The organism is Enterococcus ureasiticus (genome assembly GCF_001730285.1).
GTDB classification, from domain to species: domain Bacteria; phylum Bacillota; class Bacilli; order Lactobacillales; family Enterococcaceae; genus Enterococcus_L; species Enterococcus_L ureasiticus.
The window spans coordinates 321,131-334,486 of the sequence record NZ_MIJZ01000013.1 but is presented as its reverse complement, the minus strand read 5'-3'; the positions used below and the strand labels follow the sequence as shown (position 1 = coordinate 334,486).

18 protein-coding genes are annotated in these 13,356 nt (G+C 32.7%); 13 read left to right on the top strand and 5 right to left on the bottom strand.

The window, feature by feature from the left end; all coding sequences use genetic code 11:
- Positions 1 to 9: 9 nt before the first annotated feature.
- Together BCR21_RS10020 and BCR21_RS10015 are read right to left on the bottom strand one after the other, a co-directional pair.
- Complete coding sequence (locus BCR21_RS10020) at positions 10 to 1,332, bottom strand: PTS sugar transporter subunit IIC (protein ID WP_069646324.1); 1,323 nt, start codon at positions 1,330 to 1,332, stop codon at positions 10 to 12.
- 231 nt (positions 1,333 to 1,563) lie between these two features.
- On the bottom strand, positions 1,564 to 2,292 hold the full coding sequence (locus BCR21_RS10015) for a TraX family protein (RefSeq protein WP_069646323.1): 729 nt from the start codon (positions 2,290 to 2,292) through the stop codon (positions 1,564 to 1,566).
- A gap of 259 nt (positions 2,293 to 2,551) precedes the next feature.
- On the opposite strand from BCR21_RS10015, the gene psiE reads away from it, so the two are divergent.
- A complete protein-coding gene (psiE, locus tag BCR21_RS10010; protein WP_069646322.1) occupies positions 2,552 to 3,004 on the top strand; it encodes a phosphate-starvation-inducible protein PsiE in 453 nt (150 codons plus the stop codon).
- Between the two features lie 59 nt (positions 3,005 to 3,063).
- Here psiE and BCR21_RS10005 read toward each other — a convergent pair whose 3' ends face one another.
- On the bottom strand, positions 3,064 to 4,056 hold the full coding sequence (locus tag BCR21_RS10005; protein ID WP_167351780.1) for a YeiH family protein: 993 nt from the start codon (positions 4,054 to 4,056) through the stop codon (positions 3,064 to 3,066).
- Positions 4,057 to 4,216: 160 nt separating this feature from the next.
- Here BCR21_RS10005 and BCR21_RS10000 point away from each other — a divergent pair, with 160 nt between their 5' ends.
- From BCR21_RS10000 to BCR21_RS09980, 5 genes are all read left to right on the top strand, one after another.
- Entirely contained in the window at positions 4,217 to 5,044 is an 828-nt protein-coding gene (locus BCR21_RS10000) for a LysR family transcriptional regulator (RefSeq protein ID WP_069646320.1), read from the top strand.
- Between the two features lie 165 nt (positions 5,045 to 5,209).
- Positions 5,210 to 5,566, top strand: coding sequence for a DUF7006 family protein (locus BCR21_RS09995; protein ID WP_069646319.1), 357 nt, complete (start codon positions 5,210 to 5,212; stop codon positions 5,564 to 5,566).
- 217 nt (positions 5,567 to 5,783) lie between these two features.
- Positions 5,784 to 6,272 (top strand): MepB family protein, encoded by a 489-nt coding sequence (locus BCR21_RS09990; RefSeq protein WP_069646318.1) that lies wholly within the window; start codon positions 5,784 to 5,786, stop codon positions 6,270 to 6,272.
- Between the two features lie 33 nt (positions 6,273 to 6,305).
- A complete protein-coding gene (locus BCR21_RS09985; RefSeq protein ID WP_069646317.1) occupies positions 6,306 to 6,590 on the top strand; it encodes a putative quinol monooxygenase in 285 nt (94 codons plus the stop codon).
- 163 nt (positions 6,591 to 6,753) lie between these two features.
- Positions 6,754 to 6,999: a hypothetical protein gene (locus BCR21_RS09980; protein ID WP_069646316.1), complete on the top strand. Its 246-nt coding sequence runs from the start codon at positions 6,754 to 6,756 to the stop codon at positions 6,997 to 6,999.
- Between the two features lie 366 nt (positions 7,000 to 7,365).
- On the opposite strand, the gene BCR21_RS09975 is transcribed toward BCR21_RS09980, so the two are convergent.
- Entirely contained in the window at positions 7,366 to 7,695 is a 330-nt protein-coding gene (locus tag BCR21_RS09975) for a nucleotide pyrophosphohydrolase (RefSeq protein WP_069646315.1), read from the bottom strand.
- A gap of 161 nt (positions 7,696 to 7,856) precedes the next feature.
- Between BCR21_RS09975 and BCR21_RS09970 the strand changes: the two genes are divergently transcribed.
- The 3 genes from BCR21_RS09970 to sapS all read left to right on the top strand — a co-directional run bounded on the left by BCR21_RS09970 (position 7,857) and on the right by sapS (position 9,919).
- Positions 7,857 to 8,066 (top strand): hypothetical protein, encoded by a 210-nt coding sequence (locus BCR21_RS09970; protein ID WP_069646314.1) that lies wholly within the window; start codon positions 7,857 to 7,859, stop codon positions 8,064 to 8,066.
- A gap of 138 nt (positions 8,067 to 8,204) precedes the next feature.
- Complete coding sequence (gene sapR / locus BCR21_RS09965) at positions 8,205 to 8,879, top strand: two-component system response regulator SapR (RefSeq protein ID WP_069646313.1); 675 nt, start codon at positions 8,205 to 8,207, stop codon at positions 8,877 to 8,879.
- 14 nt (positions 8,880 to 8,893) lie between these two features.
- Positions 8,894 to 9,919 (top strand): two-component system sensor histidine kinase SapS, encoded by a 1,026-nt coding sequence (gene sapS / locus BCR21_RS09960; protein ID WP_069646312.1) that lies wholly within the window; start codon positions 8,894 to 8,896, stop codon positions 9,917 to 9,919.
- Positions 9,920 to 9,964: 45 nt separating this feature from the next.
- Here the strand turns inward: sapS and BCR21_RS09955 are convergent, their stop codons facing one another.
- Positions 9,965 to 10,258 (bottom strand): hypothetical protein, encoded by a 294-nt coding sequence (locus BCR21_RS09955; protein ID WP_069646311.1) that lies wholly within the window; start codon positions 10,256 to 10,258, stop codon positions 9,965 to 9,967.
- A gap of 254 nt (positions 10,259 to 10,512) precedes the next feature.
- On the opposite strand from BCR21_RS09955, the gene BCR21_RS09950 reads away from it, so the two are divergent.
- From BCR21_RS09950 to BCR21_RS09930, 4 genes are all read left to right on the top strand, one after another.
- Positions 10,513 to 10,998 (top strand): hypothetical protein, encoded by a 486-nt coding sequence (locus tag BCR21_RS09950; RefSeq protein ID WP_069646310.1) that lies wholly within the window; start codon positions 10,513 to 10,515, stop codon positions 10,996 to 10,998.
- Positions 10,988 to 11,308 carry a hypothetical protein gene (locus tag BCR21_RS09945; RefSeq protein WP_069646309.1) on the top strand — a complete coding sequence of 107 codons (321 nt, stop codon included), beginning with the start codon at positions 10,988 to 10,990 and terminating at the stop codon, positions 11,306 to 11,308. The genes BCR21_RS09950 and BCR21_RS09945 overlap by 11 nt, the downstream gene beginning before the upstream one ends.
- A gap of 202 nt (positions 11,309 to 11,510) precedes the next feature.
- A complete protein-coding gene (locus tag BCR21_RS09940; RefSeq protein ID WP_069646308.1) occupies positions 11,511 to 11,741 on the top strand; it encodes a TIGR04197 family type VII secretion effector in 231 nt (76 codons plus the stop codon).
- A gap of 1,022 nt (positions 11,742 to 12,763) precedes the next feature.
- Entirely contained in the window at positions 12,764 to 13,081 is a 318-nt protein-coding gene (locus BCR21_RS09930) for a hypothetical protein (RefSeq protein WP_205684841.1), read from the top strand.
- The last annotated feature ends 275 nt before the right edge of the window (positions 13,082 to 13,356 follow it).

Below are 13,356 nucleotides of genomic sequence, written 5' to 3'. Positions count from 1 at the left end.
TATATTTGATTAAGCATTCTCCATAATTTCTGTTTCTACCTCCTCATCATACGCTGTTTCACCTTCTATTTCAATCCGATATGCTTTTAAATCTTCCATCTTGAAGAAGGGATAATACAACCCAAAGCTCAGTAAAATTTGCACAATTTGCAAAAGAGCACCTCGCCAGCCACTGACCATCAAGCCTGCAATAACTGGCGGCATAGTCCAAGGTAAATTCACCCCGTTTGCTAAGGGAACGATACCAGTTGCCATCGCTGTATAGGCCAAAAGACACATTATAAGTGGTGCAATAATAAAGGGAATAAGCATCATTGGATTTAACACGATCGGAATACCAAACACTAAAGGCTCATTGATATTGAAAATTGTTGGCGCAAAAGATAGTTTGCCTAAAGTTTTAAACTGAGAAGATTTTGCGAAAAATAAACAAGCGATAGCTAGACCAATGGTTGCGCTTGATCCACCTAGTTTGACAAAGTTACTATAAAATTGATAATTCACGATATTGGGGAGTTTTTCACCCGTAGCAAAAGCTTGGGCATTTTCTACAGTGAGTGCAATCCAAATTGGCTGCATTACAGCACCGACGATATTTGAACCATGAATCCCAAATGACCACAACAATGCTTCAAATAGTAAAATAATAAGTGTTGCTGGAAGTGAACTACCTAAAGCTAAGAGGGGTGTTTGTAGTACCTCAAAAATAAAATTTTGAGCCGTTTCATAAGAGGTGAAGGTAAAACCGATCCGAATCAGGTTAAATGCGATTACCACGAAGAATCCGGGAATCAATGCTGAAAAAGATTTGGCGACGTTGGAAGGAACAGAGTCAGGCATTGTAATTGTCCAGCCTTTTTGCACGACCCAACGGAAAATTTCAGTCGCTAGAATAGCCGTGATCATACCGACAAATAGACCTGATGCCCCAAAGTTTCCTAGAGGTAGAAATGAACCGTTATCGGATGAAGTTATCGGCGTTAGTACTAGAAACGCAACAAGGGCAATTGCCTGCGTTGATCCACGATCAACAGAATAATACTTAGCCATCTCACTGGCGATTCCTAAAATTACAAATAAAGTCATTGCATTCATGGTCATATCATTGACTTGTAAAAATAATGACATCCAGTTTTCACCTAAAATGGACGCCATAAAATTAGTATAAGGTTCTATTGGCAGTTGTGTGACTAATAAAAACATGGAACCAATGATCAATAAGGGCATCGCGATAAAGAACCCATTTTTGATTGCTGAAAGATAACGATTGGAATCAAGTTTATAAGCGATGGGACCTAGCTTTGCTTGTAGCTTATCTAAAAAAGTGTTCATGTTGTTCCTCCTTTGTTTTTTTGAAACCCCTTACAAATTGAGTGAGAAAAAAATCTATAAATTTATTCTATAGTATGATTTTACTAAAATCAACACATTTAGGTGTTTTTTTCGGATAAAAAGACTAATTTAATTTAAGGTGTTAATTACTAATAAAAAAATATCATAGTGTTCAGATCATTGGAGCCACAATGATTTGAACACTATGATGATTCTAACACAGATAAAAGTTTACATCATTCCACGTATTAAGATCAGCACGATCATGTGCAGTGGATAGAATAAATAGAAGCCCCATTTGACCCAATTTGGAGAATAGCCGCGTTGACCATTGTAATTTAAGAGTAATGGAATAGTGCCGAGAATTCCTAAAGGAGCAATCAGTTCATACCATGGTACGCTACCAGGAGCAACTAAGTAAACAATCACCATCAATGACAAAAAGATTAGCACGGTATAAACTGGCGGAACAATTTTCTTTAAGTCTGCATTTTGAATACGATAGAACCCAAAAATCATCAAGACGCCCAATAAATTCCAATCGGATAGAATAGTGGCAAAAGAAAAGGCAATTACTAACAGTATATGAAGAATAATATTTTTAGTTTTTCCATATAAAGTAATCAAAATAAGTCCCATCAATAACGTAAAGAAAATATTATTTACTAGTTCTGTCGGGCTAAAAGGCGTATTGGAACTATGCAAGAGATGAAAAGGATAAATCGAAATGATCCAGAAAAACGCCAGTCGAGCAGCATATTTTTTTATATTTCGCGTATAATGAAACCCTTCAACTAATAAATAGGCCATTATAGGAAAAGTTAATTTACCAATAAATTCAGTAAAGAAAAATAACTGGTCTGAATACTCGAATAACCTAAATCCGCTGCCTATATGGTTGAGTAACATAGCAACAATTGCAATAACTTTCAAATGAAATGCATCTAATTTTTTGTTCATAAATGAATTCCCCCAAACTTTCTGATTTAAAAATAACATAAGTAATTTATGAAAGATTGAGACTTTAGTTGCATTTTTCACTCAGTCTTTTTACAGTTATTTTGTGAAAAAGGAGCCCAAGTGATTGACATATGTGGTTTTCTTCCAGGTTTAGATTTTTACATCATCTAAAAAAAATGTTATATTATTCTTATAATGAATAGTAGCAAACGTCTTTGGATAGACTGATGCAACTGCATTGAAACGAAGGGAGAAAAAAATGAAAGAGGAACAGAGATTTGGCATAATGAAAAAATACGTTAATTGGGCGTTAGATATTGTTTTAGGAATACTTGCCGTACTTATTTTGATTTTTATGATCCGTCAATTGATTGATATTGGTACCTTTATCAACAAACCAATGACACCTAAAAATTTATCGATTGTGATGCAGGAAGTTGTGGCATTTTTCATGTTATTTGAGTTTATTATGATGGTCATCCGCTATATTCAAGAAGGTCATCATATTCCAATCAGATATTTGATTCTGATTTGTATTACGGCCATTTTAAGACAGTTAATGGTGTTGCATGGTGATGCAGTCCAAACATTATTATTATCCGTATCGATTTTATCACTCGTTATTGTATTGTTTGTACTTAATTTAAGTGGAAATAAATCCTATGTCGGGTTTAAATCTCATGCAGATGATGGGCAAAAAACAGATAAATAAAATTAGAAAAAAAGGGCACTCAGCGAAAATTCGAGTGCCCTTTTTTTGCTTATGTTTAATTAAATTCCCAATAAAGAAATCAGCGTGATAGCCAAAATAACTTGAATAACGCCAACAGATAATCCATAAATCAAGAAACGTTTTCCTTCTTTGAAGAATTTTTGGAAATCTAAGCGTAAGCCAATCGCAGCCAATGCGGTAATTTCAAACCACCCACTAAAGAAATGAGCCGTTTCACTTAGTTGTGCTGGTAAATGAACTAGACTATTGATCACACAAAATAAAACAAATCCCACCACATACCAGGGTAAAGCAGAGTTCTTTTTCTTAGGTGTTACTTCTACATCAGAAGTGACCGCAGATCTTTGGTGTTTAAATCTACCAAAAAAGTAAACAACGACCACAAGCAACATGATACGCATGATTTTAAATAGCATAGCAAGCTCTACAACGTCTCCGTTGACCATACTGGCACTTGCTACGACTTGTCCCACAGACTGCAAAATTCCACCAATCAAGGCACTTTTGGTTAGAATGTTACTGCCGTAAAGAAGAGAGCCGATGATAGGTAACAACAACATTAGAATCGTTCCTAGTAAATTGACCAATGTGATGATCTGACCTTTTTCTTCTTCTTTTGCATTGATAGTAGGGGCAATCGATGCAACCGCAGATGAACCGCAGACCGCATTTCCACCAGCCATCAGCAAAGACATATTATCTGAAAACTGCATCTTTTTACCAAGTATATAAGAGGCAACGATCGTCAAACTCATCTGTAAAAGAATAAAGATACCGCCAGGAATACCAATTTGGGCGATTGTTTGAAAGGTAACAGTCGCACCTAATAACACGACCGAAAATTCTAAGAGTTTGCCTTCTGCAACTTTCGTTCCTTTTTCTAAAACTGGGTTTTTCAAAAAAGTGTTGCCCAGCAAAATCCCTAATAAAATAGCAATCGTTGCAGCGCCTAAAGTCGGTAGCCAAATAGCTGCGATTTTACTAATAACTGCTACGATAAAAGCCGTAATCAATCCAGGTAAAATGACCATGGTCTTGGTTAAATAAGAGTGTTTTGAATTATTGTTTTCCACTAAATCATTCATCTTCTTTCTTTGTTTATCTATAAATCTAGTATAACGAAATAACTTGCATTTGAGAAATAAATAGTTAAAATGATATCTATAACAAAAACGAATGGAAAGGGTCTCTATGTTTAAATTACTGAAAACATTTCGCATTGTTTATGAAACAAAAAATTTTTCCAAAGCGGCAGATTACTTATTTATTTCCCAACCAGCTGTTTCTAACCAGATCAAGCAGTTAGAAGAAGATCTGGATATTCAGTTATTTGTTCGCAATGGACGACAAGAAATTCTTACGACTAAACAAGCCGATATTTTATACCGTCATTTGCTTAATTTATCAGATGACTGGGAGGATACCTTAAAAGCGTTACGAATACAGACAACACCTAGAGAAACATGTCAAATTGTTTCTTCGAATACATTTGCAGTGTATTATTTGCCAGAATTGATGGCGCAGTTGAGTCAGCAATTTCCCGAAGTGTCCTTTGTTTTAGCGATGGATAATTCGGAACAAGTATTAGATAAAATCGAGAAACATCAAGCCCATTTCGGATTCATTGAGAAGCCTTTAATTACAGATACGATTATCCGTCAAGAGATTTTATCTGAAGAATTAGTTCATGCTGGTGATTCTTCAGAGGATCTATGGTTAGTTCGAGAAGAAAATTCCGGCGTTTTCCATTATACAGAACGCTATTTTTTAGAACATAATTTAACCCCAAATAAAATGATTATTAAAAATAATGAGATGATCGTCAGGTTTTTGGAGCAAGGAATCGGTCAATCGATCCTATCTAAACGTGCATTGACAGAAAAAATAAAATGGCATTCTTTAGGTCAAGAGTATCAGAGAAGTTTTTATTTTATAAAAAACCAACATATTGAATCTATTCAATTACGTGAAATCGATCTGTATATCAATCAATATTATCAAAAAAATAGAACAAAATAATAATATGCTTCATTTATACAAATAAAATGAACGTTTTAATGGAAAAAAGCAGGTCGCTTGTGCTATCTTAAATAAGAGATATTTAATAAGGAATATGAAATGAATAAACTAAGTACATTCTAAAGGCGAGCTTTTTGGAGTGGTTGTAAGATAGGAGGAGATAATTTGGATGCATTTTTATGGAATATTCAGTTAAAAGAATATATTGAAAAAGTAGATCAAACAATCGATATCGATCAGGAATTTATCGATTATTATGATGCTTTATCAAAAGAAGCAAATCAACTAGTTGAAAAAATTAATGGTACATCATTAGCTTCGGTGTTACCAAAGTTGATGGCTATAGATGAGAAATGTACGTTGGTCATTTTTTATATTTTTAATGGATACGCATTGGAAAACGATACAGCGATTGATACGATTCGCTTAATTGAGAAAGAATACAAGAAAACACATAGAGAAAAATACATTTTTGATATGCCTGAATACGAAACTTGGTCTATTTCTCAAAGAATTATCTAATAGACAGGTTTATTCTTACATAGGATCTCGATGAAGAAAAATAAAAGAATTATTGAGGTCTTTTTATAAAGTAACACGACTAGTTAGTATTTTTAGTTGTGTTTTTTTTGTCCTTTTCTGTAAGCCTTTCTTTCCAGTTGCACAGCATGATACAATAAAGTAGTCATTTTAGTAGTATTCATCAAGGTATCTTTAAAAATGTGGAGGAAGTAGTGTTATGGAATCGATGGATTATCTATCAAGAATTTTTCAAGAAATCATTGATCATCCTTTAGAAGATTTCAAAGTGGAAGAACAAAATAAAGAGTATGAAGGAGCAACATTCATACTAGGTAAGCAATCATTTAGAAGTAGAAAAGCAAAAGTAACACCAAAAAAGCTCGGATACTTTGTCGTATTTTGGGAAAAGGATGAGGAAAATAAAAATAAGCCCTATGACTTTGATTCAGCACCAGACAAATTGATAATCACTATAATTGATCAAGAGAAGCTTGGTCAATTCATACTTCCAAAAGAGATTTTAGCAGAGAAAAAGATTTTAAATAATGGAAAGAATCAAGGTAAAATGGCGTTGCGTGTATATCCTAGTTGGGTAACAGGATTGAACAAAACGGCCATGGTTACACAAAAATGGCAAAGCTCGTTCTTTATTGATTTAACGAAAAATCCTGATTTGAATCGGCTGAAAAAGCTATATTTTGACTGAGTACCTAAAAAATAAGAAAAAAGGAGCAGGCTATTGATTACAATCAATGTATTTTTACAAGTCAAACCAGAGAAAAGAACGGATTATTTAGCTTTTATAGTTGAACTCGTAAATGCATCTCAACAAGATGAAGGGTGTTTATTTTACGCTCATTTTGAAAAAGTTGATCAGCCAAATCAATTTATTATTGTAGAAAACTGGCAAAATTCTTCTGTAGTAGAAAAACATAATGAAACTCCGCATTTGAAAAACTTCGTGAATGAAGCGTCACTTTATCTTGAAAAAGAAGCTGTAATAAAAGTTAGTCATTCAGAATAGTTAAAAGAAAAAACTGGAAATAAGCAACAATGCTTATCTCCAGCCCTAATAGTCATCAATAAAGAAAATACAGACAATGATATTCATATAAAAGGAAGTACTGAAAAAGGTTGTGTTAATTTTTAATCATTGTGTTTTCTTAAAGAATACTTGGGAGTAGTAATTGACTATTATTTTAAGAATCGCTGTTTACTCTTTAAATCATCCAGGAGAATGGGTAAAGGCTGGTTGGGATCAGCGTTTAGTATTAGTCAATGGTTGGTTGACTGTTATAAATTATGATTTAAAAAGTAAACAAACGGTTCTCTTAGATAGAAACGAATACACAAAAAATGGCGTTGGATACACATCCAACGCCATTGTAAGCTCAATAAATAAGCATAAACATATCCAAGTCAGAAAAAACTAGTATAAACCTCTAGAAATTTCTGTCAAAATTGAGTAAAATGGAAGATGTCAATGTATAACTATTGGCTTAAGCAACTTGATTGGTCAGGTGTTCACTGACTGTTCAGGGCTTCATGATTTAGTTGGTAGCTAAATTGTGAAGTGCTTTTTTTTATCCTATTCGCTTCTATCTAAGTTCCATTTTATAGGAAAACCCTTTTAGGGTCAATAAAGGGTTGGAAAAAAATTACATGAATAACAAGATAATTGCATTTTTTGTGTGTAAAGTATCTCTTTCACTAAGTGGATCCTAACAACCTGAAGATATTTTATAAAAAATTGGCTCAACGCTAACGAATTAAATTATGTTGATTGCGGATATCTATTTTTATTTCGATATTGAGGAATCGTTTGTTGCTTCTTCTTGAACAACAGGATACTTCAAAGCATTTTTCTTCAATTTTTCCTGGATGATTTGTGAAACATCTAATTCCAAATCAGAAGCTAGCATAAGTGAATAGATAAGGACATCAGCTAATTCTTCTTGGATATTTTCAAAAGTTGCTGCAACAGCTTCTTCACTAGAGCACCATTGAAAGTTCTCTAACAACTCAGAAGCTTCTAAAGTAATGGAAATAGCTAAACTTTTTGGTGTATTATAGGGACGCCAATTTCGTTCATCTCGAAAATCATTAATTTCTTGGATCAATTCGTTCATAGTTTATTCTCCTAGCCTCTTTATTTATTGTCTATTTTAGCATAGAAGCTATTTTTATTTTTTAAATAAGTAAAGAACCAATTCTTCCTTTTAAAAAAACCTTGATTAGCGTAAAATGAAAGAGTATACAAAAAAATGGAAATTGTGGCGAGGATAAAAAAATGTTGATAGAACTAGTTGTGGTATTGACGATTTTTACATATGGTAGTAATTTTATTTTATATCTAATTCTTAGAACAAAAGAAAAGATCCAAGGAATTGAAAAACTATCGATCTTTTTTGGTGTGAATATGACTATTTTACTTTTAGATGGAGTCTTTTTGTTTATTGGAAAAGCGATATCTGATAGCGGAGTTGCTGGTTTGGAGTAAAGTTTGAAAGAATGAAGAAAAGGGTTTTTAGCGTAACTGTATTCTTTTTTTTCTTTTAAAATCTCGGCTAAAAGTCCTATATGAATGACGAAGTTTTTCTGATAAGGTACAATAGAAAGAAACAGCTGGAGGTAAATAATGGCAAAAATCATGATCATAGAAGATGAGACAACAATTCGTGAGCTAATCAGCGAGGAATTGCAGAAATGGCAGTTTGATACATTTGGAACGACAGACTTTAATAATGTTTTAGAAGATTTTCAACGAGAGGATCCTCAATTGGTGTTGTTGGATATCAATCTTCCCGTTTTTGACGGCTATTATTGGTGTCAGAAAATCCGTGAAATTTCTAAAATTCCGATTATTTTCATTTCTAGTCGAAATACGAATATGGATATGATTATGGCGATGAATATGGGTGCGGATGATTTTGTCACAAAACCATTTCAAATCGACGTATTGATCGCAAAAATCAATGCATTGCTGCGTCGTTCATATAATTATTCTGAGGTCGGCAGTGAGGTCATGTCACATAACGGAATCACGTTAAATGTTGATAATGGCAGTATGGAAATCAATGGCGAAGTGATCGATTTAAGCAAAAATGAATATCGCCTGCTGTATATTTTGATCAAGAAACACGGGAAAATTTTAACAAGAGAGAAATTGTTACGCGCGTTGTGGGAAGATGAGCGTTTTGTAGATGATAATACCTTGACCGTCAATATCAATCGTTTGAGAAAAAAAATCGAGCAAGCAGGTCTTGAAGGGTATATCGAAACAAAAGTGGGACAAGGCTACATCGTACCATAGAATAGGAGAAGAAAATGACAATTGGTAAGTATTTAAAAGATCATTGGCTTCTGTTGATTGGCTGGCTATTTTTTATCGGTGTAACGTGCTTTATTTTATGGCTATCTCCAGACATGGTCGTGAATCTATCGGTGATTGGTTATTTGGTATTATTACAAGGATTATTTTTACTACTTTTTATGGCAATCGATTATTCATTAAAAAAACGCTGGTGGCGTTCTTTGGATATTTCAGAACACCCGCCTTCTTTGGAACATTATCTAAGTGAGGCTTCAAAGGCAGAAGAAACATTAGTTCAAAACTATATCAATGGCTTGTTGGTTGAGCATCAGCAAATCATGCAGCAAGCAATCAATAATCAACAGGATCAAAAAGATTACATCGATTCATGGGTCCATGAAATCAAAGTTCCTTTAGCCGCTGTCAATTTGATTTTACAATCGATCGAAGATGATATTCCTGAAAAGAAATATTATTTAGTCGAAAATGAGCTAGGAAAAATCGATGAATATGTAGAACAAGTGCTTTATTATGCTCGATTGGATAGTTTTTCTAGAGATTATTTGATTCAGGAATATTCACTAAAAGAAATTGTTCAATCTGTGATTCGGACACAGGGAAATTACTTTATTCAAAAGAATCTGCGCTTTTCTATTGAAGGAAACGATCAAATGATCTTAACTGATGCGAAGTGGGTTGCGTTTATATTTAAACAACTGGTCAGTAATGCAATCAAGTATACTCCTGCTGGCGGTGAAATCACGGTTATCCTTTCACGTACAAAAGAAGGGGCTTGGTTATCTTTAAAAGATACTGGAATCGGTATTCCTAAAGAAGATCAGCGCCGTATTTTTGACAAAGGATTTACAGGAGAAAACGGTCGGACCAGTGAACAGCATTCAACAGGGTTAGGGTTATATTTGGCAAAAAGTCTTGCGGATAAATTAGGCCATCAATTGACGATGGAATCCGTTGAAGGCGAAGGCACAACGATGAAGCTGTTGTTTCCCTTTTTGAGTTATTTTAATGAACGAAGATAATAGGCGTGTTGAGAAATAATTGATTTATTTCCCAACACTCTTTTTTTACTTGTCAGTAAGGTGAGTAAGTACTTTTCTTTCACGATTTAGCTTTTCGACTTTGGTTTGTTCAGCTTCCATCAAACGGATAAATTCTGTGAAAAAAGCGTGGAATAAATGACCGCTTGCGTAGTATTCTTTGATGACTTTTTTCTTGTTGATTGGACCTGTTCGGAATTGGAAGAAATGATCTAATACGGCAAGTGGTTCTTGCCAAGAGTATAAATGGTCTAGTAAATCTTGTAAATCAGTAATATCTTGATAGGGGATTGCTTTTAGATTATGTAGCTCTTTTTTCATAATAGTTCTCTCCTTTTTTTGAAGCGCTGAATTTCGTGCTTCAGCGCTTTTGAATGTACGCATCGACTTATGCAACATAATTTTCTTCGTAAACCGTATTAAATAACACGAAAAATCTGCCCCTTATATATAAGGAAAAATAAAAAAAATTTTTTATACTTATTATCATGTACATAGTTTGAAATTTATTTACATAGAGAAAGAAATAAGTTATAATCAATAAGTTGTGATTAATATACAAAAGGAGAAGTTAAATGAATACAGAAAATAATGATTTAAATAATCAAAGAATTGAAACAAGCGAGATCTTAATTGAAAAGAACTCAATTCAATTTAATCGAACGACATTGCAAATCAGTAGTATTGCACAAATATCTCTTCATACGCCACCAAGTAAAAGTATGACTAAACCAGTTGTTGCTTTTATCATATTCCTATTTCTTTTAAAAAGTCTCACGGTAGTTAGTATTTTAGGACTAGTAGTTTCAGGTGCAATTATCTACCAAATAAAGAAAGCGAATGATAGTAGAGGGGAAGACATGTACATTCATTTGAATTCTGGGAACAGATATATCATTGCTTGTGCAGATCCACAATTTGCCAACTACATAAGAGAAGTTATTGAGTATTGCATCAACAATACTAATAGCGAACGGATAGTCATTAATATGGATCAGTGTGATATCTCAAATAGTCCAATTATGTTTGGCAATAATAATGGAGTAGATTATGGAAATTAAAAATAATCATTTTAATAACTCCCCCTTTATATTTGGGAGCAATAACAAAGTTGACTATTCATCAGACGATGCCCAAATAGACTGGGAGAAGTTTTATACCGAAATAAAAGAAACGCTGACTAAGTTACCTCAAGATAGTCAAGAATTTCTAGCCTGCACAGAATTATTAGTGGAGACATCTTCAAAAAATCGAGGCAGAGTAACAGATCTGTTGAAAAAATATTTACCAGAATTTACCTCGGATGTGTTTAGTAATTTTGCAAGTAGCTTTCTTTCTGATTTAATTTGGAAAATGTTAGGTAATCGATAGACTCAACATTAAATATACAAAAAACTTACTTTTATTTAATATGAAAATCAACGGCAAGATAAGCGTAACAGCAGTCTTAGCCGTTTTTTTTTTTGAAAAAACTATGGGAATGAGAATCTTTAAAATATGTACTAAGTATTTAAAAAATGTTATTTACTTGTTTTCTTTTAATAATATATAATTGGATTTAGGGTTGAAAAAAATGATTGATATCAATGCTGGGGAAATTCAAAATCAGGCCACCAAGATTGGTCAAGCCAACGATAAATCAACACTCTCCAAAACTGTGACGTTTTCTTCTGGGACAACGGTGCTGGGAAATAGTTTAGCAAACAGTACTTTTGAAAAACTAAAAAGCTCTTCCTCAACCATTCAACAACTGTTAAACCTTGATACTGCCAATATCCAATCTAAAAATGTTCACGGAGAATAATCTATTCCAGTGATAAAACGTTATGATTTTCATCAATAAAAAAAGAAAATCATATTTTCAAAATCTAAATTTGATAAACAAAAAAGGAGAAATCATGAAAAATCTTTTTACAACAAATAAAATATGGAGAATAGCAGGTATATACCTTATAGGAATCACTCTAGTAAATTATTTCAGGTTGGAGTATAATCCCTTCACTGACGGCTTTTTAATTCAGCCACTATTTTCTGTATTAGTATTTATCGACTTGGTAATATTGGTTTTGCTACTATTTAAAACTAAAATAGGTTTTATCCTAACATACCTTTATCTCGTGATGATTTCAGCAATAACAATCCCTTCTTTATACACACTAAAAACAATGAATGCACTATTTCAATTTAATGATGAACCTATTTTACAGATTCAAGTCAAATTTTATTTGCTTATTTTATACATGTTAGTGAATCTAGTAATTGCTAGTTGCCTGCTAATTGTGAAATCTTCTAGAACAGAATTTAAAGCAGCCTATTTTATTAAACCATCTTTCTTAATAAAATAAGCTTTTTATAAGTGAATTAGTAAATGAATCAAAGGTAGGATGGAAGAAACGTGGTAAGGATAGCTAAAATGTCTAGAGATAAATTTAAAAAAAGAATGCTAGAAAATTTTATTTAGTTTATTGAGTTAATGGTCTTTGCTTAATTTAATTATACAAACACTAAAAACACTAAAGTTGATTTTAAGCTTGGATCTGTTTACCGTTGTTTTAATTCAGTTGATTGTTGATATGTTTAAAACAACAAAAAAGGGAACTGTTGATATCTTTGTCCAGATAACGGTTTTATGTAAGAAAATTATGTTAGTGCGTATCTCTCTGTTCAATTTAATCATACCATTTTTCTATGAAATAGGCTTTTGAAGAAAAATTCTTGAAATTATTGTACTTTTAGCAATACAATTAAATTTATCTAGTGTGCTTTGCAAGCTAATATATTAGCTGAAAAGTTTACTAAAATCGATTAGAAAGAGAATCTATAAGAATGAATAATATAAAAGTAATAACGTTATGTGGTCCGATAAAGTTTATGAAGGAATTTAGACAAACAGAGGAAATGCTAACACGAATGGGTTTTGCAGTGATTAGTCCATTCTTTTTTGAACAAGGTGAAGGAGTTGGAATTACAAAAGAAGAAGCTTGGTTATTAGGGAGGATACATTATAAAAAAATAGCTATATCTGATGGGATTTTTGTAATTGATGTTGACGGATATATTGGAGAAAGTACAAAAAAAGAAATTGAGTATGCAAAACTAAACAATAAAACGATAAGATACTATTCTGATAAATCCACTTTATAATAAAGTGTTTAACAGGAGTAAAAGACAGATAAATTATATGAAGAATACATGTAATGTGTTTTCATTGTGATCCACTTTGATATACGTTTTTGGGCTGATTGCGATAGTTGTAGCTAAGACAATGTTAATGTTAAATAGAAAAAGTAATTCCTAAAAGAAGAGTAAAGCTAAATGTCAATAAAATAAAAGTTTTGTATCTTCAAAAAATGAGAAAAATTCTATCAAATTTTTCCCTATCTTATAGTTGTATAGCAAACACTTTTATTGTTAGACTT

Coding starts and splice junctions, on each gene's coding strand:
- BCR21_RS10020 (WP_069646324.1), bottom strand. CDS start 1,332: ATGAACACTTTTTTAGATAAGCTACAAGCAAAGCTAGGTCCCATCGCT.
- BCR21_RS10015 (WP_069646323.1), bottom strand. CDS start 2,292: ATGAACAAAAAATTAGATGCATTTCATTTGAAAGTTATTGCAATTGTT.
- psiE (WP_069646322.1), top strand. CDS start 2,552: ATGAAAGAGGAACAGAGATTTGGCATAATGAAAAAATACGTTAATTGG.
- BCR21_RS10005 (WP_167351780.1), bottom strand. CDS start 4,056: ATGGTCATTTTACCTGGATTGATTACGGCTTTTATCGTAGCAGTTATT.
- BCR21_RS10000 (WP_069646320.1), top strand. CDS start 4,217: ATGTTTAAATTACTGAAAACATTTCGCATTGTTTATGAAACAAAAAAT.
- BCR21_RS09990 (WP_069646318.1), top strand. CDS start 5,784: ATGGAATCGATGGATTATCTATCAAGAATTTTTCAAGAAATCATTGAT.
- BCR21_RS09975 (WP_069646315.1), bottom strand. CDS start 7,695: ATGAACGAATTGATCCAAGAAATTAATGATTTTCGAGATGAACGAAAT.
- BCR21_RS09970 (WP_069646314.1), top strand. CDS start 7,857: ATGTTGATAGAACTAGTTGTGGTATTGACGATTTTTACATATGGTAGT.
- sapR (WP_069646313.1), top strand. CDS start 8,205: ATGGCAAAAATCATGATCATAGAAGATGAGACAACAATTCGTGAGCTA.
- sapS (WP_069646312.1), top strand. CDS start 8,894: ATGACAATTGGTAAGTATTTAAAAGATCATTGGCTTCTGTTGATTGGC.
- BCR21_RS09955 (WP_069646311.1), bottom strand. CDS start 10,258: ATGAAAAAAGAGCTACATAATCTAAAAGCAATCCCCTATCAAGATATT.
- BCR21_RS09950 (WP_069646310.1), top strand. CDS start 10,513: ATGAATACAGAAAATAATGATTTAAATAATCAAAGAATTGAAACAAGC.
- BCR21_RS09945 (WP_069646309.1), top strand. CDS start 10,988: ATGGAAATTAAAAATAATCATTTTAATAACTCCCCCTTTATATTTGGG.
- BCR21_RS09940 (WP_069646308.1), top strand. CDS start 11,511: ATGATTGATATCAATGCTGGGGAAATTCAAAATCAGGCCACCAAGATT.
- BCR21_RS09930 (WP_205684841.1), top strand. CDS start 12,764: ATGAATAATATAAAAGTAATAACGTTATGTGGTCCGATAAAGTTTATG.